Below are 26,875 nucleotides of genomic sequence, written 5' to 3' on the forward strand. Positions count from 1 at the left end.
GAGGGGCCCGCGGCGGGCGGACCGCCGCGGGCCCCTCGCGTCGTCGCGTCACCAGATGCGCACGCGCTCCTCGGGAGCGAGGTACAGCGCGTCACCGGGCTGCACGTCGTAGGCCGCGTAGAACTCGTCGACGTTGCGGACGACGCCGTTGCAGCGGAACTCGTTGGGGGAGTGCGGGTCGGTCGCGATCCGCCGCACGACCTCCTCGTCGCGGCCCTTGGACTGCCACACCTGCGCCCAGCCGAGGAACACGCGCTCGATGCCCGTGAGCCCGTCGACGACGGGCGCCTCCTCGAGCGGCCGGCCGAGCGCGATCCGGTAGGCCTTGAGCGCGATCGACAGACCTCCGAGGTCGCCGATGTTCTCGCCGATGGTCAGCGCGCCGTTGACGTGCGGCCCGTCCTCGCCGAGCTGGGCGGGGCGGAACGCGTCGTACTGGGCGATGAGCGCCTTGGTGCGCTTCTCGAACTCCTCGCGGTCCGTCGTCGTCCACCAGTCCTCGAGGCGGCCGGCGCCGTCGTACTTGGAGCCCTGGTCGTCGAAGCCGTGGCCGATCTCGTGGCCGATGACCGCGCCGATCCCGCCGTAGTTCACCGCGTCCTCGGCCTCCGGGTCGAAGAACGGGGGCTGGAGGATCGCCGCGGGGAAGACGATCTCGTTCATGCCGGGGTTGTAGTACGCGTTGACGGTCTGCGGGGTCATGAACCACTCGTCGCGGTCCAGCGGTCTGCCGATCTTGCCGAGCTCGCGGTCCTGCTCGAACGCGTGGGCGCGACGCACGTTGCCGACGAGGTCGTCGGCCTCGACGACGAGCGCGGAGTAGTCGCGCCACCTCACGGGGTAGCCGATCTTCGGCGTGAACGCCTCGAGCTTGGCGAGCGCCTTCTCCTTGGTCTCCTCCGTCATCCAGTCGAGCGTGGCGATGGACTCGCGGTACGCGGCGACGAGGTAGGCGACGAGCTCCTCCATGCGCGCCTTGTGGGCGGGCGGGAAGTGCCGGGCGACGTACTGCGCGCCCACGGCCTCGCCGAGCGCGCCCTCGACGACGGAGACGCCGCGCTTCCAGCGCTCGCGCACCTCCTGCGCCCCCGAGAGCGTGCGGCCGTAGAAGTCGAAGTTGGCCTCGACGAGCTCGTCGGTGAGGTACGGCGCGCGGGCGGTGACCAGGTGGTACACCATCCACAGCTTCCAGTCCTCGAGCGGCTCGCTCGCCCAGAGCTCGGCGAACCCGGTCGCGAAGTCCGGCTCGCGCACGACGACCTCGTCGAGCGACCCCTCCGGCGCCCCGAGGGCGAGGACCCAGGCACGCCAGTCGAAGCCGGGGGCCTCGTCGACGAGCGCCGCGAGCGTCCGCGGGTTGTAGGTGAGGTCGGCGTCGCGGTCGCGGACGACGTCCCAGTGCTTCGCGGCCAGCCTCGTCTCGAGCGCCAGGACCCGCTCGGCGGCGTCCTCGGGCGTCGCGCCCCAGGTCTCGGCGGTGACGCCCGCGAGGGCGAGCATGCGTGCGACGTGCGGCACGTACTTCTCGCGCACCGGCGCGTACTGGTCCTCCCGGTAGTACGCCTCGTCGGGCAGCCCGAGCCCGGACTGGTAGAGGTAGGCGACGTAGCGCTCGGGGTCCTTGGCGTCGTTGTCCACCCAGAAGCCGACGGCGCCCGCGCCCCCGGTGCGCTGGAGCGCGCCGAGCACGCCGGTGAGCTCCGCCTGCGTCGTCGCGGACGCCACGAGCGCGAGGTCCGACTGCAGCGGGGTCGTGCCGAGCGCCTCGATCCGGTCGGTGTCCATGAAGCTCGCGTACAGCGCGCCGACCTTCGCGGCGTCCGCGCCGACGTCCGCCGCGCCCGAGGCCACCTGCGCCCCGAGGTCGGTGATGATCTCGCGCACGTGGACCTCGGCCTGGTCGTGCAGCGCGCGGAACGCGCCGTCCATGGCGCGGTCGGCGGGGATCTCGTGCGTCGCGAGCCAGCGCCCGTTGACGTGGCGGTACAGGTCGTCCTGCGGTCGGACGGCGGGGTCCAGCGCGCCCAGGTCGATGCCGGAGCGCGCCGCAGCGGACGTGCCGGAGGCGGACGCGGTCGTGGACGTCGGGGAGGTCTGTGTCATGCGTCTCAGGCTACGGCCTCCCCCCGACGTCCAGGGGTCCCGCTGGGGCATGATGGGGCCATGCGCGTTCACATCGCCGCGGACCACGCGGGCTACGAGCTCAAGACCCATCTCGTCGAGCACCTCGAGGCCGCGGGGCACGACGTCGTCGACCACGGGGCCCACACGTACGACGCGCAGGACGACTACCCGTCCTTCTGCTTCGCCGCGGGCGAGGCCGTCGCCGCGGAGCCGGGCTCGCTCGGCGTCGTCATCGGCGGGTCGGGCAACGGCGAGCAGATCGCCGCGAACAAGGTCGTCGGGGTGCGCGCCGCGCTCGCGTGGAACCTCGAGACCGCGCGCCTCGGCCGCCAGCACAACGACGCGAACGTCGTCGCGGTGGGCGCTCGCCAGCACTCGGTCGACGAGGCCGTCGAGCTCGTCGACGCGTTCCTCGCGGAGCCGTTCAGCGGGGACCCGCGCCACCAGCGCCGGATCGACCAGCTCGCGGCGTACGAGACGACGCGCGGCGCCTCCGCCTGACGTGCCGGAGGGTCATACCGTCCACCGGCTCGCGCGCGCGTTCGGGGAGCTCTTCACGGGCGAGACGCTCGCCGTGAGCAGCCCCCAGGGCCGGTTCGCCGCGGGCGCGGCCGTGCTCGACGGGCACGCGCTCGTCGCGAGCGAGGCGTGGGGCAAGCAGCTCTTCCTCGGCTTCGCCGACCCGGCGCGCGCCGCGGTCGGGACCGCCGGCCGGCCCGACGACGTGCGCTGGCTCCGCGTCCACCTCGGCCTCTACGGGGCGTGGACGTTCGCGGGCGACGGCAGCTTGGCCGTCGTGCACGCGATCGGGGCGCCGCGGCGCCGCATCGGCGAGCGCGAGACCGTCCCGGCAGGCCCGGGTGCGGCCGTCGCGGCCGGGCCCGACGACTTGTGGTCGCCCCCGCCGCCGCGCGGGGCCGTGCGGGTCCGGCTCGTCGGCGTGCACGCCGTCGCGGACCTCACCGGGCCGACGGCGTGCGAGGTGATCACGGGCGAGGAGAAGCGGGCCGTCGAGGACCGGCTCGGTCCGGACCCGATCCGCGACGCCGCGCCCGCCGAGGGCGACCCGCGCGAGGAGTTCGTGGCCGCGGTGCGGCGCTCGCGCAGCGCCGTCGGGCTGCTGCTCATGAACCAGGACGTCGTCGCCGGCGTGGGCAACATCTACCGTGCGGAGTCGCTGTTCCGCGCACGGCTCGACCCGATGCGGCCGGGTCGTGACGTGCCCGCCGAGGACCTGCGCGCGCTGTGGGACGACCTCGTCGTGCTCCTGCGCGACGGCACCCGGACGGGCGCCATCGTCACGACCCGGCCGGAGGACCGCGACGGCCCCGGCGTCGAGCCGCCGGACGGCGCCGACGGCTCGCCCGGGCGCCGCCGCGTCCGGCAGAACACCGACGAGGCGCCCGACGCCGTCCCGGCGGAGGACGCGTTCTACGTCTACCACCGGGACGGGCTGCCGTGCCGCGTGTGCGGCACGCCCGTGCTGCTCAAGGAGCTCGCCGGCCGCAACCTCTACTGGTGCGGCGCCTGCCAGGCCTGACGTTCAGAAGACCCAGCTGCACACCGGGGCGACCGGCCAGCCGAACGCCGCGCTCGCGCGGGCGAGCGCGCCGGGGGAGTGCTCGGTGACGAGCCCCGCCGCCGCGAGGGCCGCGAGCGAGGTCCCGCCGAGGTAGGCGGCGCCGAGCTCGCGCACGTCGAGCGAGAGGTCCGCGGCGTCCTCCGTCCGCTCGGCCACCGCGTCGCCGAACGCCGGCGCGCGCAGCCGCCAGCGGCCCGCGTTGTCCGGCAGGCGGTCGTCCGTCACGTGCACGACCAGGTCCACGTCCGCGGCGTAGCGGCGCGCGGCGAGCGCGGCCGGCACGTCCACCACCCGCACCCAGAGGTTGTCCGCGAGGCGCGGCGACGCCGAGCGCGGGTCCACGAGGAGGCTCGTCACGACGTCGTCCACGGGCAGCATGAAGGGCGTCACCTCGTGCGTGAGGTCGAGGTCCGTGAGCACGCCCCACAGCGCGCGCGCCGCCGCGGCGTCCAGCGCGACGACCTCGCCCGTGCTCACCGGACCGCGCGGGCCCGTGACCTCCCAGGACAGCTTGCGGTGGAACCGCGCGTACCCGCGCGGCTCGCCGTCGAGCTCGACGATCGCGATCCGCGTCGGCTCGCGGTCCTTGCGCCACACCTTCGCGTCGTCCCAGAACGTGGCCTGGAGCTCGGGCGTCTCGCGCGTCGCCCAGCCCGGGCGGTTGATCCCCGCGCCCTGGCCCGTCGGGTCCGTGCCGGCGAGCTCGTGGAGCGTCGCGACGAGCTCCTCGTGCCGCGACCGGTCGGCGCGCTCGATGCGCACGGTGTGGCGGTCGGCGCCGGGGACGTCGCGCAGCGCGACCCCGCGCGGGACGGTGAGCCGGACGTCGTCCGCGGCCTTTCCGTAGCCGAAGCGCCCGTAGATCGCCGCCTCCGCGGCGAAGAGCGCCGAGAGGGGCTCGCCGCGCTCGCGGCACCGCGCGAGGTGCGTGTCGATCATCGCGCTGAGGATCCCGCGGCGGCGGTGCGCGGGGTGGACCCCCACCCACGTCAGTCCCGCGACCGGTGCGGTCGCCCCCGGCACCGGGAACCGCGCGAACGGGTACGACGCGTGCATCGCGACGAGGTCGCGGCGCACGGGGCGCGCGCCGTCGACGGGCGGCGCGTCGTCGACCTCGTGCTCGACCGTCACGCCGAGCGTGCGCTCCCACGTGAGCGGGAACGGGAGGTCGACGAGCTCGTCGACCTCGACCGGGGACGGGAACGTCGTCGTGTCCAGCTCCAGCACGTCGCGCAGGTCGGACGCGGAGAGAGGGACGAGCTCGTAGCCGTCGGGGAGGCGTGCGGGGCGGTGGTCGCTCATGGCCTCGATCCTCCTGTCTCGGCACGCGTCGCGCCAGGACAAATGCGGCGGCTAGGGTCGGGGACCATGGCAGGGCTCGAGGCGGGACGCACGCACGGCCGGACGACGGGGCGCACCGCCGGCGCGGGCACGGAGACCGACCGCACGGCGCTCGCGGCCGAGTACGCGGGCGCCGTGCTCGCGCTCGTCCGGCGCATCCCGCCGGCGCGTGCCATGACGTACGGGCTCGTCGCGGAGATCGTCGCCGAGGCGCTGCACCGCGGTGGCCCGCGCCAGGTCGGGCAGGTCCTCGCGGGATCGTCCGGCGTGGACGACGACGGCGCACCGGTCCCGTGGTGGCGCGTCGTCAACGCGGCCGGCTCCCCGCCGGCGCACCACCTCGACGCGGCGCTCACGGAGCTGCGCGCCGAGGGGTGCCCGCTGTCGCGCGACGGTCGCCGCGTCGACCTGCGCCGCGCGGTCTGGTTCCCCGAGGACGACACCCCCGGCCGTTGAGCGCTGGGTATCTGTCGTCGAGGCTCCGAGGGACGACAGATGCCCCGCACTCATCGCCGGGGTGGGGCCGCGAGGAGCGGGGCGAGCGTCTGCACGGCCGTCGCGTCACCCTGGACGAGGAGCGTCGTGACCGCGGTCTCGCGCCACGCGGCGAGGTCCCGGGCGATCTTCTCCGGCGGGCCGACGAGCGCGACGTCCTCGACCATCGCCGTCGGGACGGCGGCAGCCGCGAGGTCCTTGCGCCCGGCGAGGTAGTGCGCCTGGATCTCGTCGCACGCCTCGGCGTACCCGAGGCGGTCGAGCGCGTCGCGGTGGAAGTTCGCGCCCTTGGCGCCCATGCCGCCCACGTAGAGCGCGAGGAACGGGCGCACCTGGTCCGCGGCCTGCTCGACGTGCTCGCGCACGACGACGGGCACCGTCGCGCTCACCTCGAACGCGGCCTCGGGGGAGCGCTCGGGGGCGCGGCGCGCGAAGCCGTCGGCGAGGAGCTCGCGGAACGTCGCGTCCATGCGGGGCGAGTAGAAGAGCGGGAGCCACCCGTCGGCGATCTCGGCCGCGAGCGCGACGTTCTTGGGGCCCTCCGCGGCGAGGTGGATCGGGAGGTCCGCGCGCAGCGGGTGCACGGTCGAGCGCAAGGGCTTGCCGAGTCCCGTGCCCGCGCCCTCGGGCAGGGGGAGCGGGTAGTGCGGTCCGGACGACGTCACGGGTGCCTCGCGGCGCAGCACGTCGCGCACGACCTGCACGTACTCGCGCGTGCGGGCGAGCGGGCGGGCGTACGGCTGCCCGTACCAGCCCTCCACGACCTGCGGGCCCGAGACGCCGAGCCCGAGGACGAACCGGCCACCGGAGAGGTGGTCCATCGTCAGGGCGGCCATCGCGGTGGCCGTCGGGGTGCGGGCGGAGAGCTGCGCGACGGCGGTCCCCAGCCGGATCCGGGAGGTGCGCGAGCCCCACCACGCGAGCGGCGTGAAGGCGTCGGAGCCGTAGGCCTCCGCCGTCCACACCGAGTCGACCCCCAGGCGGTCCGCCGCGACGATCGCGTCCTGGATGCCGTCCGGGGGACCGGCCGACCAGTAGCCGGTGTGGATGCCGAGACGCATGCGGGCTCCTCCTCGTCGAGGGTCGTCGTACGGGTGCGCCCGCGTACCGGGCACCGGCGGCGTGCCGGGGCGTCGAGCGCGGGGACGGGACGCGGGCGGTACCCGGTCGCGTGCCGGGCAGGGGTATCCGGTACGCGGAGTCTCGGGTACCGCCCGGCTCCAGAGTAGCCGATCCGCCGCCGGGCGCGGGTGCGCCCCGGTCGCGGCCGCACCGGTCGGCCGGGCCGCGGCACGACAGCGCGGCACGTCGGGGCCGAGGGTCAGCGGCGCGCTCGGTCGGCGAGGGTGTTGAGGAGTGCCGCCGCGGTCCCGGCGTCGTCGACCGTGACGACGAGCGCGCGGCCTCCCGTGCGCTCGACGCGCAGCGACTCGCCGGCCCGGACGACGACGCCGACCGCGCCGCCCCGGCCGGCGCGCCAGCCCCAGCCGCCGAAGTCGCGCAGCGGAGAGACGTCGACGACGTCGGCCCGCACGACCTCGTCCGCGGGGACGCGCGTGCGAGGGAACCCCAGGGTCGACCGGACCGACAGCCCGCCCTCGTCCACGCGCACGACCCACGACATCATCGCGGCGAGCAGCAGCCCCAGGACGACCGGCACGAGGAGGAGCGCCCACTCGCGCAGGACGAGCGCCAGGACCGTGGTGAGGACGATCGCGCCCATCGCGACGAGCACCGTCGGCCCACCGCTCACGCGCCCGACCCACGCGGCCCGCTCGCCCGGTCGGAGCGCGACCCGGGGCGCGTCGGCGGGGACCCCGGCGTCGGTCGGGGCCGGGCGGTCGCCCGGCACCAGCGCCCCGACCGCGACGCCCACGAGGAGCCCGACGCCCAGCGCGATCGCCGTGACGGGGCCCAGGCCGCCGACGTCGCGCGCGTCGGCGAGGCCGCGCTGGATCCAGAGCGACCCGAGGCTGAGGGCCGCGAGCATGACCGGCAGCCCGACGGTGACTCCCGCGGCGACCCGCCGGTTCGCGGCCGACCGCCCGAGGAACGCCGTCATCGCGGCGAACCCCGCGGAGGCGACGAGTCCCAGGGCCGCGCTCCCCGCGACGGCCGCACCGAGCGACGCGAAGCCGTCGGCGCCGCTCGTGCCCCAGTGGATCGCCACGGGGTCCGGGAGGTCCGCCGACCAGCTCAACGCGACGATCGCCGCGACCACGGTGACGACCGCCCCCGCGGCGCCGACGAGGAGCGCGAGGGCACGGTGGTCGTCCGGGCGCGGGCGACCGTCCTCGGTCGGTCGTCCGGGGGAGCGGCGCGGGGCGGCTCGGGTCATCGGAGGGCCTCCTTCACGAGGGTCAGGACGGTCTCGGGCGGCAGGGCGAGCGCGCGGGCCTCGGCCGCGACGCGGTCCACCGCCGACCGCAGCGACGCGAGGTCGACGGCGGGCGGCGCGTTGACGACGGCGCCGCGCCCGCGGCGGAGGTCGACGAGGCCCTCGTCGCGCAGCTCCTGGTAGGCGCGCAGCACGGTGTGCACGTTGACGTCCAGCGCCTCCGCGAGCTCGCGGGCCGCGGGGAGCCGCTCGCCCGGGGCGAGCCGCCCCTGGACGACGCCGAGGCGCACCTGGGCGACGAGCTGCGCGAACAGCGGCTCGTCGGCCTGCGGGTCGATGCGGAACATCACGAGCCCAGTCTAGTTGTTCTAGCGAAACTAGAACAATATGGTCCGACGAGAGGGCCGCCGTCGTGCCCGACGGCGGCCCCGTGCCCGTGCGCTCAGATGACGTACTCGATGAGGAGCGACGGGTCCTCGACGGCGTCCCGCGCCGCGGGCGCGCCCGCGGGCATCCGGACCGTCGCCGGGACCCCGACCGCGACCGCGCCGGCCGGCACGTCCTTGACGACGACGGCGTTGGCCCCCACCTGCACGTCGTCGCCGACCCACACCGGCCCGAGGATCTTCGCCCCCGCCCCGACGACGACGCGGTCCCCGAGCGTCGGGTGCCGCTTGCCGCGCTTCATCGACCGCCCGCCGAGCGTCGACGTGTGGAAGAGCACGACGTCGTCGCCGACGACGGCCGTCTCGCCCACGACGACCCCCATGCCGTGGTCGATGAACAGGCGTCGGCCGATGCGCGCGCCGGGATGGATCTCCACACCGGTCAGCGCGCGCGCCACCTGCGACACGAGACGCGCCGGCAGGCGCAGCAGGGGCTCGCGCCACATGCGGTGCGCGAGCCGGTAGGCCCACACGGCGTGCACGCCCGGGTACGCCAGCGCGACCTCGAGGCGGCTGCGGGCGGCGGGGTCCCGCCGTCGGGCCGCCTCGAGGTCCTCGCCGAGCACGCGCGCGAACCGGCGCAGCCGGTAGCCGACCGCGCGGTGGTGGGGTCGAGGGTCGGTCACGTCAGTCCAGCAGGTCGGAGTACAGGATCGTCGAGAGGTAGCGCTCGCCGAAGTCCGGCACGACAGTGACGATGAGCTTGCCCTTGTTCTCGGGGCGCTTGGCGAGCTGGATCGCGGCCTCGATGGCCGCACCCGACGAGATGCCCACGAGGAGGCCCTCCTCCTTGGCCGCGGCGCGCGCGGTCGCGACCGCGGTCTCGGCGTCGATGTCGATGACCTCGTCGTAGACCTCGCGGTCCAGGATGTCGGGCACGAAGTTCGCACCGAGACCCTGGATCTTGTGCGGCCCGGGCTGGCCGCCGTTGAGGATGGGGGACTCGGCCGGCTCGACCGCGACGATCCTCACCTCGGGCTTGCGCTCCTTGAGCACCTGCCCGACGCCGGAGATCGTGCCGCCGGTGCCGATGCCGGACACGACGATGTCGACCTCGCCGTCCGTGTCGGCCCAGATCTCCTCGGCGGTCGTGCGGCGGTGGACGTCCACGTTCGCCGGGTTGGCGAACTGGCGCGCCAGGATGGCGCCCGGGCGCTCCGCGGCGATCCGCTCGGCGGCCGCGACGGCCCCCTTCATGCCCTCCGAGCCCGGGGTGAGGACGAGCTCGGCGCCGTAGGCGCGCAGGAGCGCGCGGCGCTCCTTCGACATGGTCTCCGGCATGGCGAGCACGACGTTGTAGCCGCGGGCCGCGCCGACCCACGCCAGCGCGATGCCGGTGTTGCCCGACGTGCCCTCGACGATCGTCCCACCCGGCTGGAGCTCGCCCGACGCCTCGGCGGCATCGATGATCGAGACGCCGATGCGGTCCTTGACCGAGTTCGCCGGGTTGTAGAACTCGAGCTTCGCGACGACCGTGGCCTCGAGGCCCTCGGTGAGCCGGTTCAGGCGCACGAGGGGCGTGTTGCCGATGAGCTTCGTGGCGTCGTCGTAGATGCGTGCCATGTCTTCCTCTTCTGTCGACGGCTCGGGGTGAGCCGGGGTGGGGGTACCGATCAGGGGACGTGGGCCGACGCGGTCCGTGACCAGGATGCCCAGCGTCTCGCGGGGACGCTGCGGGCGCACGGGCGCGACGGCGGGGGTGGGCTCGTGCGGACGGGGCGGCCTGATGCGGCGCGGAGCTGCGCGGGGTCGGCGGCGGGTCGTCAGCGACAGCCGAGACAGCGACAACAGGAGACGCGCGACACGGCGCGGTGCAGCGGTGCGGGACGCGCGATCGTCGCGGTCATTCCTCGCTCCTCCTGGTCGGTCGCGCCGCGGGTGCCCGACGGTCCGGGCGTGCGGGCAGCGCGTGTGCCCCGAGGCTATCGGTCCGCGTCGGGACCCTGCAACGCCGTCCACGAGACGGTCGTCCGGCCCGTGGACGGTCGTGTGCGGGCGAGACGACGACGGGCGCCCCGCCGGCCTGGCGGGACGCCCGTCGTGACGTGCGGGAGCGACGGTCGGGACGGAGCCCGAGCAGTCCGGAGCGGGCGACGGGAATCGAACCCGCGTAGCCAGTTTGGAAGACTGGGGCTCTACCATTGAGCTACGCCCGCGCGGGCCGTGGAACCGCGGCCCGGGCTCCTCGGCAGGAGGAGCGAGGGCCGGCGCGGCGCCGACCTGCGGCCGCAACCTTAGCAAACGTCGGTGGCGCGGACGTGCCGCCCACCTGCGGAAGCGGTCGCGCGCCGACGAGGACGACCCGCTCCCGCCAGTACACTTGCCCTGGCCCGCCGCCGCAGCGGGCGACGGGGTGTGGCGCAGGTTGGTAGCGCGTCCGCTTTGGGAGCGGAAGGTCGCAGGTTCAAATCCTGTCACCCCGACCTTCGCGCGGCGCCCCTCCGGGGGCGTCGTGGGGCGTCGACGACGTCCGGGCCGCGTCGACGGCCTCGTCCTCGAGAGGTGCCCGTGACCTTGTCCACGCCCGCGGCCGGACCCGCGACCCGCGTCACCCTCGCGGCGCTGGTCGCCGCGGGCAGCGGCGCCGTGCTGTCGCTCCAGGGGCGCCTCAACGGCGACCTCGCCGCGGCGGGGACCGGCCCCGTCGTCGCCGCCTGGCTCTCCTACGTCGGGACCCTCCTCGCGACCGTGCTCGTCGTGCTCGTCCGCCGGCGCGCCCGGTCCACGCTCGACGTCCTGCGCGCCTCCGCGTCCTGGTGGTGGTTCGCGGTCGGGCTGTGCAGCGTCCCGATCGTCGTCGCCATGGCCGCCGGGGTCCCGCTCGTCGGCGTCGCCGTCGCGTCGGTGTGCTCGGTCGCGGGCCAGACGGTCGCCGGTCTCGCGCTCGACGCGCGCGGCGTCGGCCTCCCCGCGCCGCTGCGGCTCACGCCGCGCCGGGCCGCCGCCGGCGTCGCGGCGCTCGTGGGTCTGGGTGTCGCGGTGCTCGGCGGCGCGACGACCGACGCGGGGTGGGGCGCCGTCCTCGCTGGGGTCGCGCTCTTCGTCGGCGGCGCGGTCCTGTGCGGGCAGCAGGCCGGGAACGGCCGGGTCGCGCAGCTCACCGGCGACCCGGTCGTCGCGACGCTCACCTCGGTCACGGGCGGGCTCGTGGGCATCTCCGTCGTCTGCGCGCTGGCCGCCGTCCTCGGCGGGCTCGACGGCGTCGCGCTCCCCGGGCGGTGGTGGCTCTACCTCGGCGGCCCGTTGGGGACGCTCGTCACCGTGGCGGCCGCGTACGCGGTGCGCCACCTCGGCACGTTCGTCCTCACGCTGACGGTCGTCGGCGGCCAGATGGTCATGGCCGTGCTGCTCGACGTGCTCGGCGTCGTCGGGCTGCGGTGGCAGACCGTCGTCGCGACCGCCGTCGTCGGGCTCGCGGTCCTGCTGGTGGTCCAGCGTCGCCCGGGCGCTCGCTCATCGGCCTGACCACGACGCTTGACCGCTCGCGTACGATAGGACGGTTGCCCGTACGTCCGCGTGCGGAGCCGTCCCCGGCCGCACGCCGGCCCGCCCCGATCAGTTGGAGACCATCGAAGTGAAGAGCGCCGTCGAGACCCTGGACCCCACCAAGGTCAAGCTGACCGTCGAGGTGGAGTACGACGAGCTCAAGCCGAGCATCGAGCACGCCTACAAGCACATCGCGGAGCAGGTGAACATCCCCGGCTTCCGCAAGGGCAAGGTCCCGCCGCGCGTGATCGACCAGCGCGTCGGCTGGGGCGCCGTCATCGAGCACGCCGTCAACGACGGCCTCTCGGGCTTCTACCGCCAGGCCGCCAGCGAGGAGAGCCTGCGCCCGCTCGGCCAGCCCGAGGTCGAGGTCACCGAGATCCCGGCGAAGGCCGGCGAGGGCCAGCTGGTCTTCACCGCCGAGGTCGAGGTGCGCCCCGAGATCACGCTGCCCGCCCTCGACTCGCTCGCCATCACGGTGGAGCCCGCCGAGGTCACGGACGAGGACGTCACCGAGCGCCTCGACGCGCTCCGCGAGCGCTTCGGCACCCTCGTCGGCGTCGACCGCCCCGCGGCCGAGGGCGACTTCGTCGTGCTCGACCTCAAGGCCGAGATCGACGGCGAGGAGGTCGACTCCGTCTCCGGCGTCAGCTACCAGATCGGCTCGGGCAACATGCTCGAGGGTCTGGACGAGGCGCTCACCGGCCTCTCGGCCGACGAGACGACCACGTTCACCGCGCCCCTGGCCGGTGGCGAGCACGAGGGCAAGGAGGCGTCGGTCACCGTCACGGCCACCTCGGTCAAGCAGCGCGACCTGCCCGAGGCGGACGACGACTTCGCCCAGCTCGCGTCCGAGTTCGACACGCTCGAGGAGCTCACCGCGGACCTGCGCGAGCAGGTCGCGAGCATCAAGACCTCGAACCAGGCCGTCGCCGCCCGTGACGAGCTCCTCAAGGCGCTCAACGACGCCGTCGAGATCCCCGTGCCGTCGGGCGTCGTCGAGGCCGAGGTGCACCGCCACCTCGAGTCCGAGGGCCGGCTGGAGGACGAGACGCACCGCGCCGAGGTCACCGTCGAGGCGACCGACGCCATCCGCAACCAGATCCTGCTCGACACCCTCGCCGAGCAGCTCGAGATCAAGGTCGCGCAGAACGAGCTCCTCGAGTACCTCGTGAGCGCGTCGCGCCAGTACGGGATGGACCCGAACCAGTTCATCCAGTCGCTCGACCAGGGCGGGCAGATCCCCGCGATGGTCGGCGAGGTCGCGCGCTCCAAGTCGCTCGCCGTCGCGCTGCGCCAGATCGAGGTCAAGGACTCGGCCGGCGCCGTCGTCGACCTCACCGAGTTCATCGGCTCGGACGACGAGGACGCCGCCGCGGACGAGTCGGTCGAGGACGTCGCCGCCGAGCCCGTCGAGGAGGCGCTCGTCGACGACTCCGCCGACGCCGCCGCCGAGGCGCCGGTCGCGGACGACGAGAAGGACGCGACGAAGGCCTGACACGTCGCCGGCCGGTCGGCCGGAGCAGGTCCCACGACGGCCCGCACCCTCCGCGCGAGGGGCGGGCCGTCGTCGTGCCCGTGCCGTGCCGGCGCGCGTCGGCCACCTGGTGCGCCGTCAGCGAAAACGCGCGCTGTCGGGACGAACGCCGGGCACCGACCGCGTTAGGGTCACTGCAGCACGGCCGGACCGGGACACGCTCCCGGCGCCGGCCAGGGCAGCGCAGGCGGGGGCGACCCGCGGGAGCGACGAAGGAGATGGAAGTGAACGAGCTGTACCTGCCGTCCGACGCGACGGCCCCGGTCAACCGCGCCGAGGGTCCGGGCTTCGGACTCAACGACTCCATCTACAACCGGCTCCTCAAGGAGCGCATCATCTGGCTCGGCTCGGAGGTGCGCGACGAGAACGCGAACGCCATCTGCGCCCAGATGATGCTGCTCGCCGCGGAGGACCCGGAGAAGGACATCTGGCTCTACATCAACTCGCCCGGCGGGTCGATCACGGCCGGCATGGCGATCTACGACACCATGCAGTACATCCAGCCCGACGTCGCGACGATCGCGATGGGCATGGCGGCCTCGATGGGCCAGTTCCTGCTCTCGTCCGGCACCAAGGGCAAGCGGTACGCGACGCCGCACGCGCGCGTCATGATGCACCAGCCCTCGGGCGGCATCGGCGGCACCGCGACCGACGTGCGCATCAACGCGCAGCTCATCATGCACATGAAGCAGGTGCTCTCCGAGCTGACGGCCGAGCAGACGGGCAAGCCGCTCGAGCAGATCCTCAAGGACAACGACCGCGACAGCTGGTTCACGGCCGAGGAGGCGCTGGAGTACGGCTTCATCGACCACGTCGTCACCAACGCGTCGTCCGTGACCGGCGGCGGCGGCACCACGGGTTCCTGACCCCGCACCGGACACCAGACTTCACCGAGGAGAACCCGTGAGCTTCAGCGCCGAGTCCCAGTACCTGTCCACCGCGCAGCGCCTCGCCGGCGCGGGCGCGCGCCCCGGCGGCATCGCCCTGCCGGGCGGCGCGCCGTCGGCGCGGTACGTCCTCCCGCAGTTCGAGGAGCGCACCGCGTACGGCTTCAAGCGGCAGGACCCCTACACCAAGCTGTTCGAGGACCGCATCATCTTCCTGGGCGTCCAGGTCGATGACGCGTCCGCCGACGACGTCATGGCCCAGCTCCTCGTGCTCGAGAGCCAGGACCCCGACCGCGACATCATCCTCTACATCAACTCGCCGGGCGGGTCGTTCACCGCGATGACCGCGCTCTACGACACGATGCAGTACATCAAGCCGCAGATCCAGACGGTCTGCCTGGGCCAGGCGGCGTCGGCCGCAGCGGTCCTGCTCGCCGCCGGCCAGCCGGGCAAGCGCCTCGCGCTGCCGAACGCGCGCGTGCTCATCCACCAGCCCGCGATGGAGGGCGGCGGCTACGCGCAGGCGTCCGACATCGAGATCCACGCGAACGAGCTCATCCGCATGCGCGAGTGGCTCGAGGACACGCTGGCCCTGCACTCGGGCAAGTCGGTCGAGCAGGTCCGTCAGGACATCGAGCGCGACAAGATCCTCACCGCCGAGCAGGCGAAGGAGTACGGCCTCGTGGACCAGGTCCTCGAGAGCCGCAAGGCCGTCGCGGTCAACAAGCCCTGACCTGACCGCCCGGACCGCTCGACCCTCACGCCGCGCCGCCGTCCCCCGCCCGGGGCGGCGGCGCGACACGTTGCACCCCGTCCGGGGAGCCCACCTGACAACGGGGGCCCCGTGGTGTGGAATGGGGAGCAGGACTCGCTCGGCCGTGCTCGGGCCCCGCGCCGTCGATCCCGACGGCGGGAGGCCCCGGGCACCCGGACAAGGAGACGCGTAGTGGCTCGTATCTCAGACGGCGCCGACCTGCTGAAGTGCTCGTTCTGCGGCAAGTCGCAGAAGCAGGTCAAGAAGCTCATCGCGGGCCCCGGTGTGTACATCTGCGACGAGTGCATCGACCTGTGCAACGAGATCATCGAGGAGGAGCTCGCCGAGGCGACGGAGCTCGGCCTCACGGAGCTGCCCAAGCCCAAGGAGATCTTCGAGTTCCTCGAGCAGTACGTCATCGGCCAGGACGCCGCGAAGCGGGCCCTGGCCGTCGCCGTCTACAACCACTACAAGCGCGTCCAGGCGGGCGAGCAGTCCAAGCCGTCGAGCCCGGAGGACCCGGACTACGTGGAGCTGGCGAAGTCGAACATTCTGTTGATCGGTCCGACGGGGACGGGTAAGACGTATCTGGCGCAGACGTTGGCGCGGATGTTGAACGTGCCGTTCGCGATCGCGGATGCGACGGCGCTCACCGAGGCGGGGTATGTCGGTGAGGACGTGGAGAACATTCTGTTGAAGCTGGTGCAGGCGGCGGACTTCGACGTGAAGAAGGCTGAGACGGGGATCATCTATATCGATGAGATCGACAAGGTGGCTCGCAAGGCGGAGAACCCGTCGATCACGCGTGATGTGTCGGGTGAGGGTGTGCAGCAGGCGTTGTTGAAGATCATCGAGGGTACGAGCGCGTCGGTGCCGCCGCAGGGTGGTCGTAAGCATCCGCATCAGGAGTTCATCCAGGTGGACACGTCGAACGTGTTGTTCATCGTGGCGGGGGCGTTTGCGGGGTTGGACGACATCGTGGCGGCGCGGGCGCGCAAGCGGGGGGTGGGGTTTGGTGCGTCGATCGAGACGGGTGCGGGGGAGGATCTGTTCGCGCAGGTGCGCCCGGAGGATCTGCATCGGTTCGGGTTGATCCCGGAGTTCATCGGGCGTCTTCCGGTGATCGCGTCGGTGTCGGCGTTGGACTCCGAGGCGTTGGTGCGGATTCTGACGCAGCCGCGCAATGCGTTGGTGAAGCAGTATCAGCGGATGTTCGCGATCGACGGGGTGGAGCTGGAGTTCACCGAGGGTGCGGTGGAGGCGGTCGCGGAGCAGGCGTTGTTGCGGGGGACGGGGGCGCGGGGGTTGCGGGCGATCATGGAGGAGGTGTTGCAGCAGGTGATGTTCGACGTGCCGTCGCGTGATGACGTGGAGCGGGTCGTGATCACGCGGGAGGTCGTGCTGGACAACGTGAACCCCACGATCGTGCCGCGCACCTCCACCGCGCGCAGCCGCACCCCGCGGGAGAAGTCCGCCTGACCGGCAACCCGCGGAGAGAGAACCCTGCTCGGCCGAGGTCGACGCTTGGTCGCGTCTCAGGCCCGCGTGGTCGGGTCCGCGGCGCGGGTGGCCTCGGTGCTCGGGGCTGCGGCGCCGTCACCCCGGTTCCTCGGCCGTGGGTTCGAGGAGCGCCGCTTTGACGCCCCTTCGCATCCGAGCCCACCCCCACCGCTCGGCGATCGTCTCGCCCGGGACGTCGGTCGCCGCTCGCGACCATCGGGTGCCCCGCCGGGGCGGGGCGGGTGCGCCCGTGCCGGCTCGGCATGTGCCCGACCAGGCCGTCCTGGTGGCTCGAGCAGGCGACAAGGACGGGTCCCGCGCGCCAGACGCGCCCGAACCACCTGCCCGACGTGACGGTCCCGCGACCGGCGACTGTCCCGGCGCGGCGGTGCGGCGATCCGGCCGGTCGCGCGGCCTGGCCGGCCGCGCGGCGCGGGCCGAGGCCCACTCCGCGGGGGGTCGCCCAAGGTGAGCAACGACCAGGGTGAGACGACGTCGGGCGGGGTGGGTGGTGGTGCCGCGTCGTGGTCGGGCCTGGCGGGAGCCGCGAGGAACGAGCGGCGGATGGTAGACGCGGCACCACCACCCACCCCGACCACCCAGGCCGACCACGCGCCGTCGGGCACAAAGACCACGGCTCTACCTCGCGCAACCACGGCTCTACCTCGGGGGGACCGGGGCCGGGGGCTCGGTCAGGCGTCGGCGCCCACCTTGGCGCCGTAGAGGGTGTCGATCGTGTCGGCGAAGTCCTTGATGACGAGGCCGCGCTTCACCTTGAGGGACGGGGTGAGGTAGCCGTTCTGCTCGGTGAAGTCCGAGGTCAGCACGGTGATCTTCCGGATCGACTCGGCGCGGGAGACGGCCTCGTTCGCGTGCGCGACGGCGCGGTCGAGCGCGGCGAGGACGTCGGGGTTCGTGGCGGCGGCGTCGACGTCCATGGGCGGCAGGCCGTGGGTCGCGAGCCAGCCCGGGAGCATCTCGGCGTCGAGCGTGACGAGGGCGCCGATGAAGGGGCGCTGGTCGCCCACGACGACGACCTGGCTCACGAGCGGGTGGGCGCGCAGGCGGTCCTCCAGCACCGCCGGGGCGACGTTCTTGCCGCCGGCGGTGACGATGATCTCCTTCTTGCGGCCGGTGATCCGCAGGTAGCCGTCGTCGTCGAACGCGCCGAGGTCGCCGGTGCGGAACCAGCCGTCCTGGAGCGCCTCGGCGGTGAGCTCGGGCTGGTTGCGGTAGCCGCGGAAGACGTGGTCGCCCTTGACGAGCAGCTCGCCGTCGTCGTCGATCCGCAGCGAGGTGCCGGGAAACGCGGGCCCGACGGTGCCGATCTTGGTGAGGCCGGGCAGGTTCACGGCGGTGGGGGCCGTCGTCTCGGTGAGGCCGTAGCCCTCGAGGATGCGCAGCCCGACGCCGCGGTAGAAGTGCCCGAGCCGCTCGCCGAGGGGCGCGCCGCCGGAGATCGAGTACGTGAGCTGCCCGCCCATCGCGGCCCGGAGCGTCGAGTAGACGAGCCGGTCGGCGACGGCGTGCTGCGCGCGCAGCCCGAACGACGGTCCGCCCGCGGTGTCGAGCGCGCGCGACCACGTGATCGCGACCTTCGCGGCCCAGTGGAAGACCTTGCGCTTGGCGCCCGTCCCGGTCTTCTGCTCGGCCGTGTTGTAGACCTTCTCGAAGACGCGCGGCACGGCGAGCAGGAACGTGGGGCGGAACGTCCCGAGGTCGGCGACGAGGTTCTTGGTGTCCCACGAGTGCGCGAGCACGGCGTTCGACGCGACGACGACGACCTGGATGAAGCGCGCGAAGACGTGGGCGAGCGGCAGGAACAGGAGGGTGCGCGCGCCGTCGGAGTCGAGGATCTCGGCGAGGCCGGCACGGCCGTTCAGCGCGAGGTGGACGAAGTTCCGGTGCGTGAGCTCGACGCCCTTGGGGCGCCCGGTCGAGCCGGAGGTGTAGATGACCGTCGCGAGGTCGTCGACCCGCTGGGCGGCACGACGGCGGTCGACCTCCTCGGCGGGGACGTCAGCGCCTGCGGCGCGCAGGGCGTCCACGGCGCCGTCCTCGACGACGAGCACGTCCTCCAGGGCGGGCAGGCGGTCCCGCACGGACGCGACCTCGGCGGCGTGGGAGGCGGTCTCCACGACGGCGAGCCGCACGGCGGCGTCCGACAGGATCCAGTGCACCTGCTCGGCCGACGACGTCTCGTAGACGGGCACGGGGACGGCGCCCACGGCCCACGCCGCGAAGTCGAGGAGGGTCCACTCGTAGCGCGTGCGCGACATGATCGCGACGTGGTCTCCCGGCTCGATGCCGCGGGCCACGAGGCCGCGCGCGACGGCGACGACGTCCGCCTCGAACTCCTGCGCGGTGACGGGCTCCCACGGGCCGTCCGCGGTGGTCCGGCGCTCGACGAGCGTCGCGTGGGGTCCACGGGCGACACGGTCGGTGAGGAGGGTGCTGATGGTCGCCGTGGGGGAGACCTCGACGAGGCTCGGCGACGCGTGTTCCGTCATGGGACTCTCCGCTGAGTGGGACGGCAGGTAGGGACGGCGTGACACTTTACTCCGTACTCCGAGTATCGCGTTCCTCGGGTCGCCGGGCGCGCCTAGGATCAGTGGGTGACGAACCCGCCCGGCCCCGCTGCCGTCCCCGCCGAGATCCTCATGCTGCGCGACAGCATCGACAACATCGACGCCGCGCTCATGCACCTGCTCGCGGAGCGGTTCAAGTTCACGCGCCGGGTCGGGGAGCTCAAGGCGCAGGGAGGGTTGCCGCCGGCCGACCCCGACCGGGACCGGCAGCAGATCGCGCGCCTCACCGGGATCGCCGACGCCGCGGGCCTCGACCCCCAGTTCGCGGAGCAGTTCCGCGAGTTCATCGTCCGCGAGGTCATCCGCCACCACGAGCGGATCGCCGCGGAGCACGCCGCGTCGGGCGAGGGCACGCCCGTCCTCGACACCTACTCCTGACGGCGTCCTGACCGTCGGCGTCCGCCGGGTCCTGCCCGACGCGCGGTGGCGACGCGGGTCGATCTGACCGACCCTGGAGGGGTCCCAGGGTGGGCCCCGGCGTCGGCACGACCTGCGCGCCGGGCGGCCTGCCCGCCACGCCGACGGACGCTAGAGGTGTTCGCATGAAGATCGATTGGCTCAAGCCCCTCCTCGGCCACCCGGGCCCCTTCGCGACGGTGTACATCGACGCGACGCGGGCCAACGAGGCCGGGGACCGCGAGGTCGAGAACCGCTGGAAGGGCGTGCGGCGCACGCTGCGCCAGGAGGGCGCGCCCGACGCCGTCCTCGACGACCTCGAGGAGGTGGTGCTGCGGCCGACGCGGGTCGGGGGCACCCACGGGCGCGTGCTGATCGCGGACGACACGGGCGTGCTGGTCGACCGCGTCGTCAAGGACCCGCCGGCGCTCACGAAGGGGTCGTGGGGCCCCGTCCCCGCGCTGCTCCAGGCGGCGCGCGCCGCGGACGAGTCGGTCGACTACGTGCGGGTCGTCGTCGACCGCCAGGGCGCGGACCTCACGTGGTCCGTCGCGGGGGGACACCTGCCGTACGCGGAGCCGGAGTCGGTCGAGGGCGGCCACGACGTCATCAACAAGGTCCGGACCGGCGGCCTGTCCCACAAGCGCATCGAGTCGCGCGCGGAGGACTCGTGGGAGCGCAACGCCGAGGCGGTGGCCGCCGAGCTGGAGCGCCAGGCGGCGGAGTACCGCCCCGAGCTCGTGCTCCTCACCGGGGACGTGCGCGCCGTCCCTCTCGTGCGCGGGGCGCTCGGCCGTGCGACGGCCGAGCTCGTCGTCGAGGTCCCGGGCGGCGGTCGAGGCCCGGGCATCAACGAGGCCGCGTTCGAGGCGAACGTCGCCGACGCGCTCGACAGCTTCCGCGAACGACGGCGCGAGAAGGTCCTCGCGGAGTTCCGTCAGGAGCAGGGGCGCGAGTCGGGTGCCGTGACGTCCGTCGAGGACGTCGTGGCGGTCCTCGCGCGCGGGCAGGTCAAGGAGCTCGTCCTGGCCGACGAGTACGGCCAGGACGCGGCGCTCGACGGCCGTTCGCTCTGGATCGGGCCGAGCCCGATGCACATCGCCGCGTCCAAGGAGGAGATCCAGGACCTGGGCGTCACCGAGGGCCTCGAGAAGCTCCCCGCGACGGTCGCGCTCGTCCGTGCCGCGGTGGGCCAGGACGCCGGCCTGACGTTCGCGCCCGAGGGCAGCGTCGAGCTCATCGAGGGCGTCGGCGCGACCCTGCGGTGGGCCGACGAGGGCACGCCGCGCGAGGTCGCGGCGACGATGTCCGGCGACGACGCCAGGCTGCGCGGCGAGATCATCTGACCCGCCGGCCGCTGAAGGCATGGAACGGGCCCGGTTCTGACCGCAGAACCGGGCCCGTTCCATGCCCACGACAGGTGGGGGAGTCAGGACTTCTTGCGGGCCTCGGGCTCGCCGAGCTCGGAGGAGACGACGACGATCCCGCCCTGGACGGCCGGGTCGCCCTGGCCCGCCGTGGCCGCGACGAGGTCGAGCCTGCCGGTGACGCGCCCGCCGTTGCGGACGTCGACGACCGACGCCTCGACGCCGGCGAGCGACGCGGCCGGGACGGCGACCTGCGCCGCGAGGATCGGCGTGCGCATCGAGACCTTCGCCTCGGACTTGACCTTGCGCAGCGCGGCGAGCGCGTGGCCCGCGGCCGTGAGCACGGCCGGGTCTGCGTCGCCGGCCGCCGAGCGCGCGACGTCGGACGTCGGCCACGGCGCGCGGTGGATCGATCCCTCCGACGCGCGCCACCACGACCAGACCTCCTCGGTCGCGAACGGCACGAACGGCGCGAAGAGACGCAGGAGCGTGTCGAGCGCGATCGCGAGCGCGACGCGCGCGGACCGGGTCTCGGCCGAGACGTCGGACGCCGCGGCGCCGGCGCCGTACGCGCGGTCCTTGACGAGCTCGAGGTAGTCGTCGCAGAACGTCCAGAAGAACGTCTCCGTGGTCTCGAGGGCGCGCGTGTGGTCGTACGCCTCGAACGCCTCGGTCGCCTTCTCGACGACGGACGCGAGGCCGGCGAGCATCGCGCGGTCGAGCGTCTCGGTGACGAGCGCGGGGTCGAGGACGATCTCGCCCGTCCCGGTCTCGGCGTCCACGCCGAACGACAGCGCGAACTTCGACGCGTTGAGGATCTTGATGGCGAGGCGGCGACCGATCTTCATCTGCCCGACCTCGAACGCCGCGTCGGTGCCCAGGCGGGCCGAGGCGGCCCAGTACCGCACCGCGTCGGAGCCGTGCTCCTCCAGCAGGCCCATGGGCGTGACGACGTTGCCCTTGGACTTCGACATCTTCTTGCGGTCGGGGTCGAGGATCCAGCCCGAGATCGCGGCGTTCTTCCACGGCAGCGAGCCGAACTCGAGGTGCGAGCGCACGACGGTCGAGAAGAGCCAGGTCCGGATGATGTCCTGGCCCTGCGGGCGCAGGTCCATGGGGAACACGCGCTCGAACAGGTCGGGGTCGACCTCCCAGCCACCGGCGATCTGCGGCGTGAGCGACGACGTCGCCCAGGTGTCCATGATGTCGTTCTCGCCGACGAACCCGCCCGGCACGCCACGCTGGTCCTCCGTGTACCCGGCGGGCACGTCGGACGACGGGTCGACGGGCAGGACGTCCTCGGACGGGACGATGGGGTGGTCGTGGTCGACCTCGCCCGACTCCAGCACCGGGTACCACAGCGGGATCGCGACGCCGAAGAAGCGCTGGCGCGAGATGAGCCAGTCGCCGTTGAGGCCGCCGACCCAGTTCTCGTAGCGCACGCGCATGAAGTCGGGGTGGAACGCCAGCTCCTTGCCGCGGGTCAGCAGCTCCTGGCGCAGGTCGCGCGTCGTGCCGTCGGCCGTCGTCCAGTCGCGGCCGCCGTTGCGGATGTACCACTGGCGCGACGTGACGATCTCGAGGGGCTTGTCGCCCTTCTCGAAGAAGTTCGCCTTGCGCTGGGTCGGCACGGGCTCGCCGTCGAGGTCGCCCGCGTCGCGCAGCGCGTCGACGACGACCTGGCGCGCCGAGAACGTCGTCTTGCCCGCGAGCTCGGCGAACACGCCCTGGCCGGCGTGCGACGTGATCCAGTCCGGCGTCTCGCGCGTGATGCGGCCGTCGCGCGTGATGATCGACCGCGTCGGGAGCTGCAGCTCGCGCCACCACTGCACGTCGGTGAGGTCGCCGAACGTGCAGCACATCGCGATGCCCGCGCCCTTGTCGCGCTCGGCGGCGGGGTGGGCGAGGACGGGCAGCTCGACGTCGAACAGCGGCGAGCGCACCGTCGTGCCGAACAGGTGCTGGTACCGCTCGTCGTCCGGGTGCGCGACGAGCGCCACGCACGCCGCGAGGAGCTCGGGGCGCGTCGTCTCGATGTGGACCGGAGCGCCGTCGTCGGGCGTGCCGGGCGCGACGCGGTGGAACGCGACCTTGTGGAAGTGCCCGGGGTAGTCGCGCGCCTCGAGCTCGGCCTGCGCGACCGCCGTCTGGAACGTCACGTCCCACAGCCCGGGGGCCTCCGCCTGGTACGCCTCGCCGCGTGCGAGGTTGCGCAGGAACGCGCGCTGCGCCGCGGTGCGGGACCGCGCGTCGATCGTCTGGTAGTGCTGCGCCCAGTCGACCGAGAGCCCGAGCCGGCGCCACAGCGCCTCGAACTGCTTCTCGTCCTCGGCGGTCAGTCGCTCGCACAGCTCGATGAAGTTGCGGCGGCTCACCGGCACCTGGTCGGCGGCCTTGACCGACTTGCCCTCGCCGCCCTCGTGCGGGGGCTCGAAGCCCTCGACGTAGGGGAGCGTCGGGTCGCAGCGCACGCCGTAGTAGTTCTGCACGCGGCGCTCGGTGGGCAGGCCGTTGTCGTCCCAGCCCATCGGGTAGAACACCTCGAGGCCGCGCATGCGCTGGAAGCGCGCGACGACGTCGGTGTGGGTGTAGGAGAAGACGTGGCCCACGTGCAGGGAGCCGGAGACCGTCGGCGGCGGGGTGTCGATGGAGAAGACCTGCTCGCGGGTCCTGGAGCGGTCGAACGCGTACGTCCCCTGCTCGGCCCAGCGGGCGTCGTAGGTCTCCTCGAGCCCGTCGAGGCTCACCCGGTCGGGTACTCCCGCGACCACCGCGCGGACGACGTCGCCGGCTACGTGGCCGGCGGAGGAGGTCGTTGCTGCCGTGGCATCGGCCGCGCCCGTCGGCGCGTTCGTCGGGAAGTCGCTCATGGTCGCCCATTCTCCCAGATCTCGGGGCCGCTCCCGACGGCGTCTCGCGTCCCGGCCGCCGTCGTCACCGGGTGCGGGAGGCGGCGCCCGGGGCGCCGGTCCCGTCCGCGCCGGACAGGCGTGCGGCCAGGTCCGTGGCCGTCCCCAGGAGGCGTTCCCAGACCGCCGGGTCGAGGAGGTCGAGCGGGCGTTCGCTGTACAGGAAGAGCCGGTCGCCGGACACCTCCGCCGCGAGCGGCAGGGGTCCGCGGACGAGCGTCTCGACGACCTCCGAGGTGAAGACGGCGCGCGCGGTGCCCGTCGGGGACCGCACGGGCCCGTAGGCGCGGTGGCGGTCGCCGAACGGGCCGTCGACCGGCAGCTCCCACACGCGCTCGACGCCCCGCGGAGCCCGGGCGCCCCGCAGGCCCCGGGCGGGTGCCGTCTCCACGACGACGTGGGGGAGGGCGCGGTCGAGGCCGACCATGGCATAGGTGAACTCGAACGGCTCGCCGTTGCGGTAGCCGGCGCTGTAGGTGTAGGTCGCGACCTCGACGGGGTGGTGACCGCGGGTGCGGACGACGTTCCAGGCGACGCGGAGGATGCCCAGCCGGAACGCCCCGCTGGGCAGCTCCGGATCGTCGACCCGCGCCTCGAGGTCGAACCCGTTCGCCGCGGCGAACCGGCTCAGGCGGTAGGCCCGCTCGTGGTCCCGGGCGGACGAGCGCCGCACGCCCCGGGCGACGAGGAGCCCGACGGCGACGAGGCCGACCGCCACGAGCCCGACGGCGATCCCGGCGGCGACTCCGGCGGCGACGAGCCCGACCACGACGAGGGCGAGGACGGCGCCGACGACGAACACCGCGAGGGCGAGGAGGAGAGCGAGGAAGGCGGTTCCGAGCACCCTGGCGAGCACCCGGGACGTCACCGAGGATCGCGTGAGCGCTCGCGCCGCGCGCGCCCGGCGCCGGACCTCCCGGTGGTGCGCGCGCACCGCCGCGCGGTCCACGGGCTCCACGAGGGCTCGCGTGTCGAGGGTCGCGCGGGGCGGGGGAGAGGTGCTCACCGGCGAGAGGCTATCGGGGGTCCGCGCGGCGCGGGGGGCCGCGGCCGGATCGGCGGGGCACGTCACAACGGGTCCAAGGTCCCTGGGGGTGATTGGTCATCGGCTCGTAACCTGCACGCAAAGACACGGGTGCTCGTGGGCGCACCTCGATCTCGTCCCTCGCGCCGACCACCGGGAGCAACCATGACCCTCACGACCACCGACCGCGCGCGCACGACCGGCGCCCTGCCACCGGGCGTCGTCCTCCCACCCGCGCTCGAGGGGGCGCTCGCGGCGTGCCCGGACCTCGTCGTGCCGTCCTCGCGCGAGGAGCTCTACCGCCTCGCGCTCGGCCCTGACGGCGGTCCGCGGTTCGTCGTGGAGTACGACGCCGACGGCACCCTCGTCCCCGAGGCCGAGGTGGTGCGCTGCCGGAACGGCGTCGCGGTGAACTACCCCGAGGACTACATGCGCCGTCGCGACCCGGACTGCATGCGCATCGCCGACGACCTGCCCACCGACAAGCCGCGCTACCGCGACGTCTTCGGTGCGGAGTTCGCCCCGGTCAAGGACGAGACGCTCGCGTGGCTCGCGACCCAGGAGCTGGTGGTCGTGCCGTTCCGCGCGGGGGGACGCACCCACGGCTACCCGTCCCTCGCCGTCTGCCCGGCCAACGCGGCGTTCTTCGCCCTCGCGCTCGTCGACCTGCAGGGCTGGACCACGTTCGACGAGCTCGGGCCGTTCGAGCCGCGCTCGATCCTCTACGTCGCCCCGCCGTTCCGCCACACGCGGTTCGGCGGGCGCCAGGTCGTCGTGCACGACCGCTCCGAGACGCTGCACGAGGTGTTCGCCTACAACCTGTACCCCGGTCCGAGCGCGAAGAAGGGCGTGTTCTCGGTGCTGCTCGACGTGGGCGAGCGCGAGGGCTGGGTCACCGCGCACGCGTCGTCGGTCCGCGTCACCACGCCGTACGAGAACGAGACCGTCGTCATGCACGAGGGCGCGTCGGGCGGCGGCAAGTCCGAGATGTGCCAGGAGATCCGGCGTCAGGAGGACGGCCGGATCCTGCTGGGCACGAACGTCGTGACCGACGAGCCGTACGTCATCACGCTCGGGGAGACGAGCGCGCTCGACCCCGTCACCGACGACATGACCCTGTGCCACGCCGGGCTCCAGACCGGCGACGGTCGCCTCGTCGTCACGGACGCGGAGGAGGGGTGGTTCGTGCGGGTCGACAACCTCACCGGCTACGGCCAGGACGCCCACCTGGAGCGTGCGTGCATCCACCCGGACGTCCCGCTCGTGTTCTTCAACATCGACGGCGTCCCCGACGCCACGGTGCTGCCCTGGGAGCACACGCTCGACTCGGACGGCCGGCGCTGCCCCAACCCGCGCGTCGTCGTGCCCCGCCACCTGCTCACCGGCGTCGCCGGGCCGGCCGAGGTCGACGTCCGCACGTTCGGCGCCCGCATGCCGGCCTGCACCCGGGACCACCCGACCTACGGGATCATGGGCATGACCCACGTCGTCCCCGCCTCCCTCGCGTGGATCTGGCGGCTCGTCGCGCCGCGCGGGGACAAGAACCCGTCGATCGGCGAGTCGCGCTCGGCGACGGAGGCGCTGGCCCACGGCGGCATGGTCGCGGAGGGCGTCGGGTCGTACTGGCCGTTCGCGACCGGGACCAAGGTCGCGGCCGCGAACCTCCTGCTGCGCCAGCTCGTGGAGACGGACCGGACCCGGTACGTCCTGACGCCCAACCAGCACATCGGCGCGTACAAGGTCGACTTCGCCGCGGAGTGGCTGACCCGCGAGTACCTCGCCCGTCGCGGGGGCGGGCGCCTGCGCCCCGAGGAGCTCACCCCGGCCCGCTGCCCGCTGTTCGGGTACACGCTCACCGAGATGAAGATCGACGGCCAGCTCGTGCGGCCGACGTTCCTGCGGCCCGAGCTGCAGTCCCAGGTGGGGATCGAGGCCTACGACACCGGGGCGCGGATCATCACCGACTTCTTCGCGAGCGAGCTCCGGCAGTTCCTCACCGACGGCCTCGACCCGCTGGGACGGCAGATCATCGAGGTGTGCCTGCGCAACGGCTCCGTCGAGGAGTACGAGGCGCTGACCCCGCTGTACGTCTGACCCGGGC

At 73.7% G+C, this 26,875-nt stretch carries 21 protein-coding genes and 2 tRNA genes; 12 read left to right on the plus strand and 11 right to left on the minus strand.

Annotated elements, in window-relative coordinates; translation table 11 throughout:
• Nucleotides 1-48 precede the first annotated feature (48 nt).
• Nucleotides 49-2,103, minus strand: coding sequence for a M13 family metallopeptidase (locus ABRQ22_RS21230; RefSeq protein ID WP_353708090.1), 2,055 nt, complete (start codon nucleotides 2,101-2,103; stop codon nucleotides 49-51).
• Between the two features lie 60 nt (nucleotides 2,104-2,163).
• Here ABRQ22_RS21230 and ABRQ22_RS21235 point away from each other — a divergent pair, with 60 nt between their 5' ends.
• Both ABRQ22_RS21235 and ABRQ22_RS21240 read left to right on the plus strand, forming a co-directional pair.
• Nucleotides 2,164-2,625: a ribose-5-phosphate isomerase gene (locus tag ABRQ22_RS21235; protein ID WP_087471678.1), complete on the plus strand. Its 462-nt coding sequence runs from the start codon at nucleotides 2,164-2,166 to the stop codon at nucleotides 2,623-2,625.
• A gap of 1 nt (nucleotide 2,626) precedes the next feature.
• Complete coding sequence (locus ABRQ22_RS21240) at nucleotides 2,627-3,664, plus strand: zinc finger domain-containing protein (protein ID WP_353708091.1); 1,038 nt, start codon at nucleotides 2,627-2,629, stop codon at nucleotides 3,662-3,664.
• A gap of 3 nt (nucleotides 3,665-3,667) precedes the next feature.
• Here the strand turns inward: ABRQ22_RS21240 and ABRQ22_RS21245 are convergent, their stop codons facing one another.
• On the minus strand, nucleotides 3,668-5,008 hold the full coding sequence (locus tag ABRQ22_RS21245) for a GNAT family N-acetyltransferase (protein WP_253051223.1): 1,341 nt from the start codon (nucleotides 5,006-5,008) through the stop codon (nucleotides 3,668-3,670).
• Nucleotides 5,009-5,074: 66 nt separating this feature from the next.
• Between ABRQ22_RS21245 and ABRQ22_RS21250 the strand changes: the two genes are divergently transcribed.
• The gene (locus ABRQ22_RS21250; protein ID WP_290444928.1) at nucleotides 5,075-5,503 is read left to right on the plus strand and encodes an MGMT family protein; all 429 of its coding nucleotides are present in this window, start codon (nucleotides 5,075-5,077) and stop codon (nucleotides 5,501-5,503) included.
• Between the two features lie 50 nt (nucleotides 5,504-5,553).
• On the opposite strand, the gene ABRQ22_RS21255 is transcribed toward ABRQ22_RS21250, so the two are convergent.
• The 6 genes from ABRQ22_RS21255 to ABRQ22_RS21280 all read right to left on the minus strand — a co-directional run bounded on the left by ABRQ22_RS21255 (nucleotide 5,554) and on the right by ABRQ22_RS21280 (nucleotide 10,482).
• Nucleotides 5,554-6,603 (minus strand): LLM class F420-dependent oxidoreductase, encoded by a 1,050-nt coding sequence (locus ABRQ22_RS21255; RefSeq protein ID WP_253051224.1) that lies wholly within the window; start codon nucleotides 6,601-6,603, stop codon nucleotides 5,554-5,556.
• Between the two features lie 260 nt (nucleotides 6,604-6,863).
• Complete coding sequence (locus ABRQ22_RS21260) at nucleotides 6,864-7,880, minus strand: DUF1648 domain-containing protein (RefSeq protein WP_353708092.1); 1,017 nt, start codon at nucleotides 7,878-7,880, stop codon at nucleotides 6,864-6,866.
• Nucleotides 7,877-8,230: a GntR family transcriptional regulator gene (locus tag ABRQ22_RS21265; protein WP_253051226.1), complete on the minus strand. Its 354-nt coding sequence runs from the start codon at nucleotides 8,228-8,230 to the stop codon at nucleotides 7,877-7,879. The genes ABRQ22_RS21260 and ABRQ22_RS21265 overlap by 4 nt, the downstream gene beginning before the upstream one ends.
• A 92-nt stretch (nucleotides 8,231-8,322) precedes the next feature.
• Nucleotides 8,323-8,952 carry a serine O-acetyltransferase EpsC gene (gene epsC / locus ABRQ22_RS21270; RefSeq protein ID WP_253051227.1) on the minus strand — a complete coding sequence of 210 codons (630 nt, stop codon included), beginning with the start codon at nucleotides 8,950-8,952 and terminating at the stop codon, nucleotides 8,323-8,325.
• A 1-nt stretch (nucleotide 8,953) separates the two neighbouring features.
• Complete coding sequence (gene cysK / locus ABRQ22_RS21275; RefSeq protein WP_087471685.1) at nucleotides 8,954-9,889, minus strand: cysteine synthase A; 936 nt, start codon at nucleotides 9,887-9,889, stop codon at nucleotides 8,954-8,956.
• A 522-nt stretch (nucleotides 9,890-10,411) separates the two neighbouring features.
• A tRNA-Gly gene (locus ABRQ22_RS21280) sits at nucleotides 10,412-10,482 on the minus strand.
• A gap of 193 nt (nucleotides 10,483-10,675) precedes the next feature.
• On the opposite strand from ABRQ22_RS21280, the gene ABRQ22_RS21285 reads away from it, so the two are divergent.
• The 6 genes from ABRQ22_RS21285 to clpX all read left to right on the plus strand — a co-directional run bounded on the left by ABRQ22_RS21285 (nucleotide 10,676) and on the right by clpX (nucleotide 16,469).
• Nucleotides 10,676-10,749, plus strand: a tRNA-Pro gene (locus ABRQ22_RS21285).
• 85 nt (nucleotides 10,750-10,834) lie between these two features.
• Entirely contained in the window at nucleotides 10,835-11,791 is a 957-nt protein-coding gene (locus ABRQ22_RS21290; protein WP_353708093.1) for a DMT family transporter, read from the plus strand.
• A gap of 109 nt (nucleotides 11,792-11,900) precedes the next feature.
• Nucleotides 11,901-13,310 (plus strand): trigger factor, encoded by a 1,410-nt coding sequence (tig, locus tag ABRQ22_RS21295; protein WP_353708094.1) that lies wholly within the window; start codon nucleotides 11,901-11,903, stop codon nucleotides 13,308-13,310.
• 257 nt (nucleotides 13,311-13,567) lie between these two features.
• Nucleotides 13,568-14,215 (plus strand): ATP-dependent Clp protease proteolytic subunit, encoded by a 648-nt coding sequence (locus tag ABRQ22_RS21300; RefSeq protein WP_087471688.1) that lies wholly within the window; start codon nucleotides 13,568-13,570, stop codon nucleotides 14,213-14,215.
• A 37-nt stretch (nucleotides 14,216-14,252) separates the two neighbouring features.
• Entirely contained in the window at nucleotides 14,253-14,969 is a 717-nt protein-coding gene (locus ABRQ22_RS21305; protein WP_353708095.1) for an ATP-dependent Clp protease proteolytic subunit, read from the plus strand.
• 213 nt (nucleotides 14,970-15,182) lie between these two features.
• Nucleotides 15,183-16,469 carry an ATP-dependent Clp protease ATP-binding subunit ClpX gene (gene clpX, locus ABRQ22_RS21310; RefSeq protein ID WP_353708096.1) on the plus strand — a complete coding sequence of 429 codons (1,287 nt, stop codon included), beginning with the start codon at nucleotides 15,183-15,185 and terminating at the stop codon, nucleotides 16,467-16,469.
• Between the two features lie 713 nt (nucleotides 16,470-17,182).
• On the opposite strand, the gene ABRQ22_RS21315 is transcribed toward clpX, so the two are convergent.
• The gene (locus ABRQ22_RS21315) at nucleotides 17,183-19,000 is read right to left on the minus strand and encodes an AMP-dependent synthetase/ligase (protein ID WP_353708097.1); all 1,818 of its coding nucleotides are present in this window, start codon (nucleotides 18,998-19,000) and stop codon (nucleotides 17,183-17,185) included.
• A 105-nt stretch (nucleotides 19,001-19,105) separates the two neighbouring features.
• Between ABRQ22_RS21315 and ABRQ22_RS21320 the strand changes: the two genes are divergently transcribed.
• Nucleotides 19,106-19,456, plus strand: a complete 351-nt coding sequence (locus ABRQ22_RS21320) for a chorismate mutase (RefSeq protein WP_308202274.1) — start codon at nucleotides 19,106-19,108, stop codon at nucleotides 19,454-19,456.
• A 164-nt stretch (nucleotides 19,457-19,620) separates the two neighbouring features.
• Entirely contained in the window at nucleotides 19,621-20,820 is a 1,200-nt protein-coding gene (locus ABRQ22_RS21325) for a Vms1/Ankzf1 family peptidyl-tRNA hydrolase (RefSeq protein WP_253051233.1), read from the plus strand.
• 83 nt (nucleotides 20,821-20,903) lie between these two features.
• On the opposite strand, the gene valS is transcribed toward ABRQ22_RS21325, so the two are convergent.
• Together valS and ABRQ22_RS21335 are read right to left on the minus strand one after the other, a co-directional pair.
• Entirely contained in the window at nucleotides 20,904-23,711 is a 2,808-nt protein-coding gene (gene valS, locus ABRQ22_RS21330; RefSeq protein WP_353708098.1) for a valine--tRNA ligase, read from the minus strand.
• A 64-nt stretch (nucleotides 23,712-23,775) separates the two neighbouring features.
• Nucleotides 23,776-24,756 carry a hypothetical protein gene (locus ABRQ22_RS21335; RefSeq protein ID WP_253051235.1) on the minus strand — a complete coding sequence of 327 codons (981 nt, stop codon included), beginning with the start codon at nucleotides 24,754-24,756 and terminating at the stop codon, nucleotides 23,776-23,778.
• A 183-nt stretch (nucleotides 24,757-24,939) separates the two neighbouring features.
• Between ABRQ22_RS21335 and ABRQ22_RS21340 the strand changes: the two genes are divergently transcribed.
• Entirely contained in the window at nucleotides 24,940-26,868 is a 1,929-nt protein-coding gene (locus ABRQ22_RS21340) for a DUF4914 family protein (RefSeq protein ID WP_353708099.1), read from the plus strand.
• Nucleotides 26,869-26,875 lie beyond the last annotated feature (7 nt).

The organism is Cellulosimicrobium sp. ES-005 (assembly GCF_040448685.1).
Lineage (GTDB): Bacteria > Actinomycetota > Actinomycetes > Actinomycetales > Cellulomonadaceae > Cellulosimicrobium > Cellulosimicrobium cellulans_G.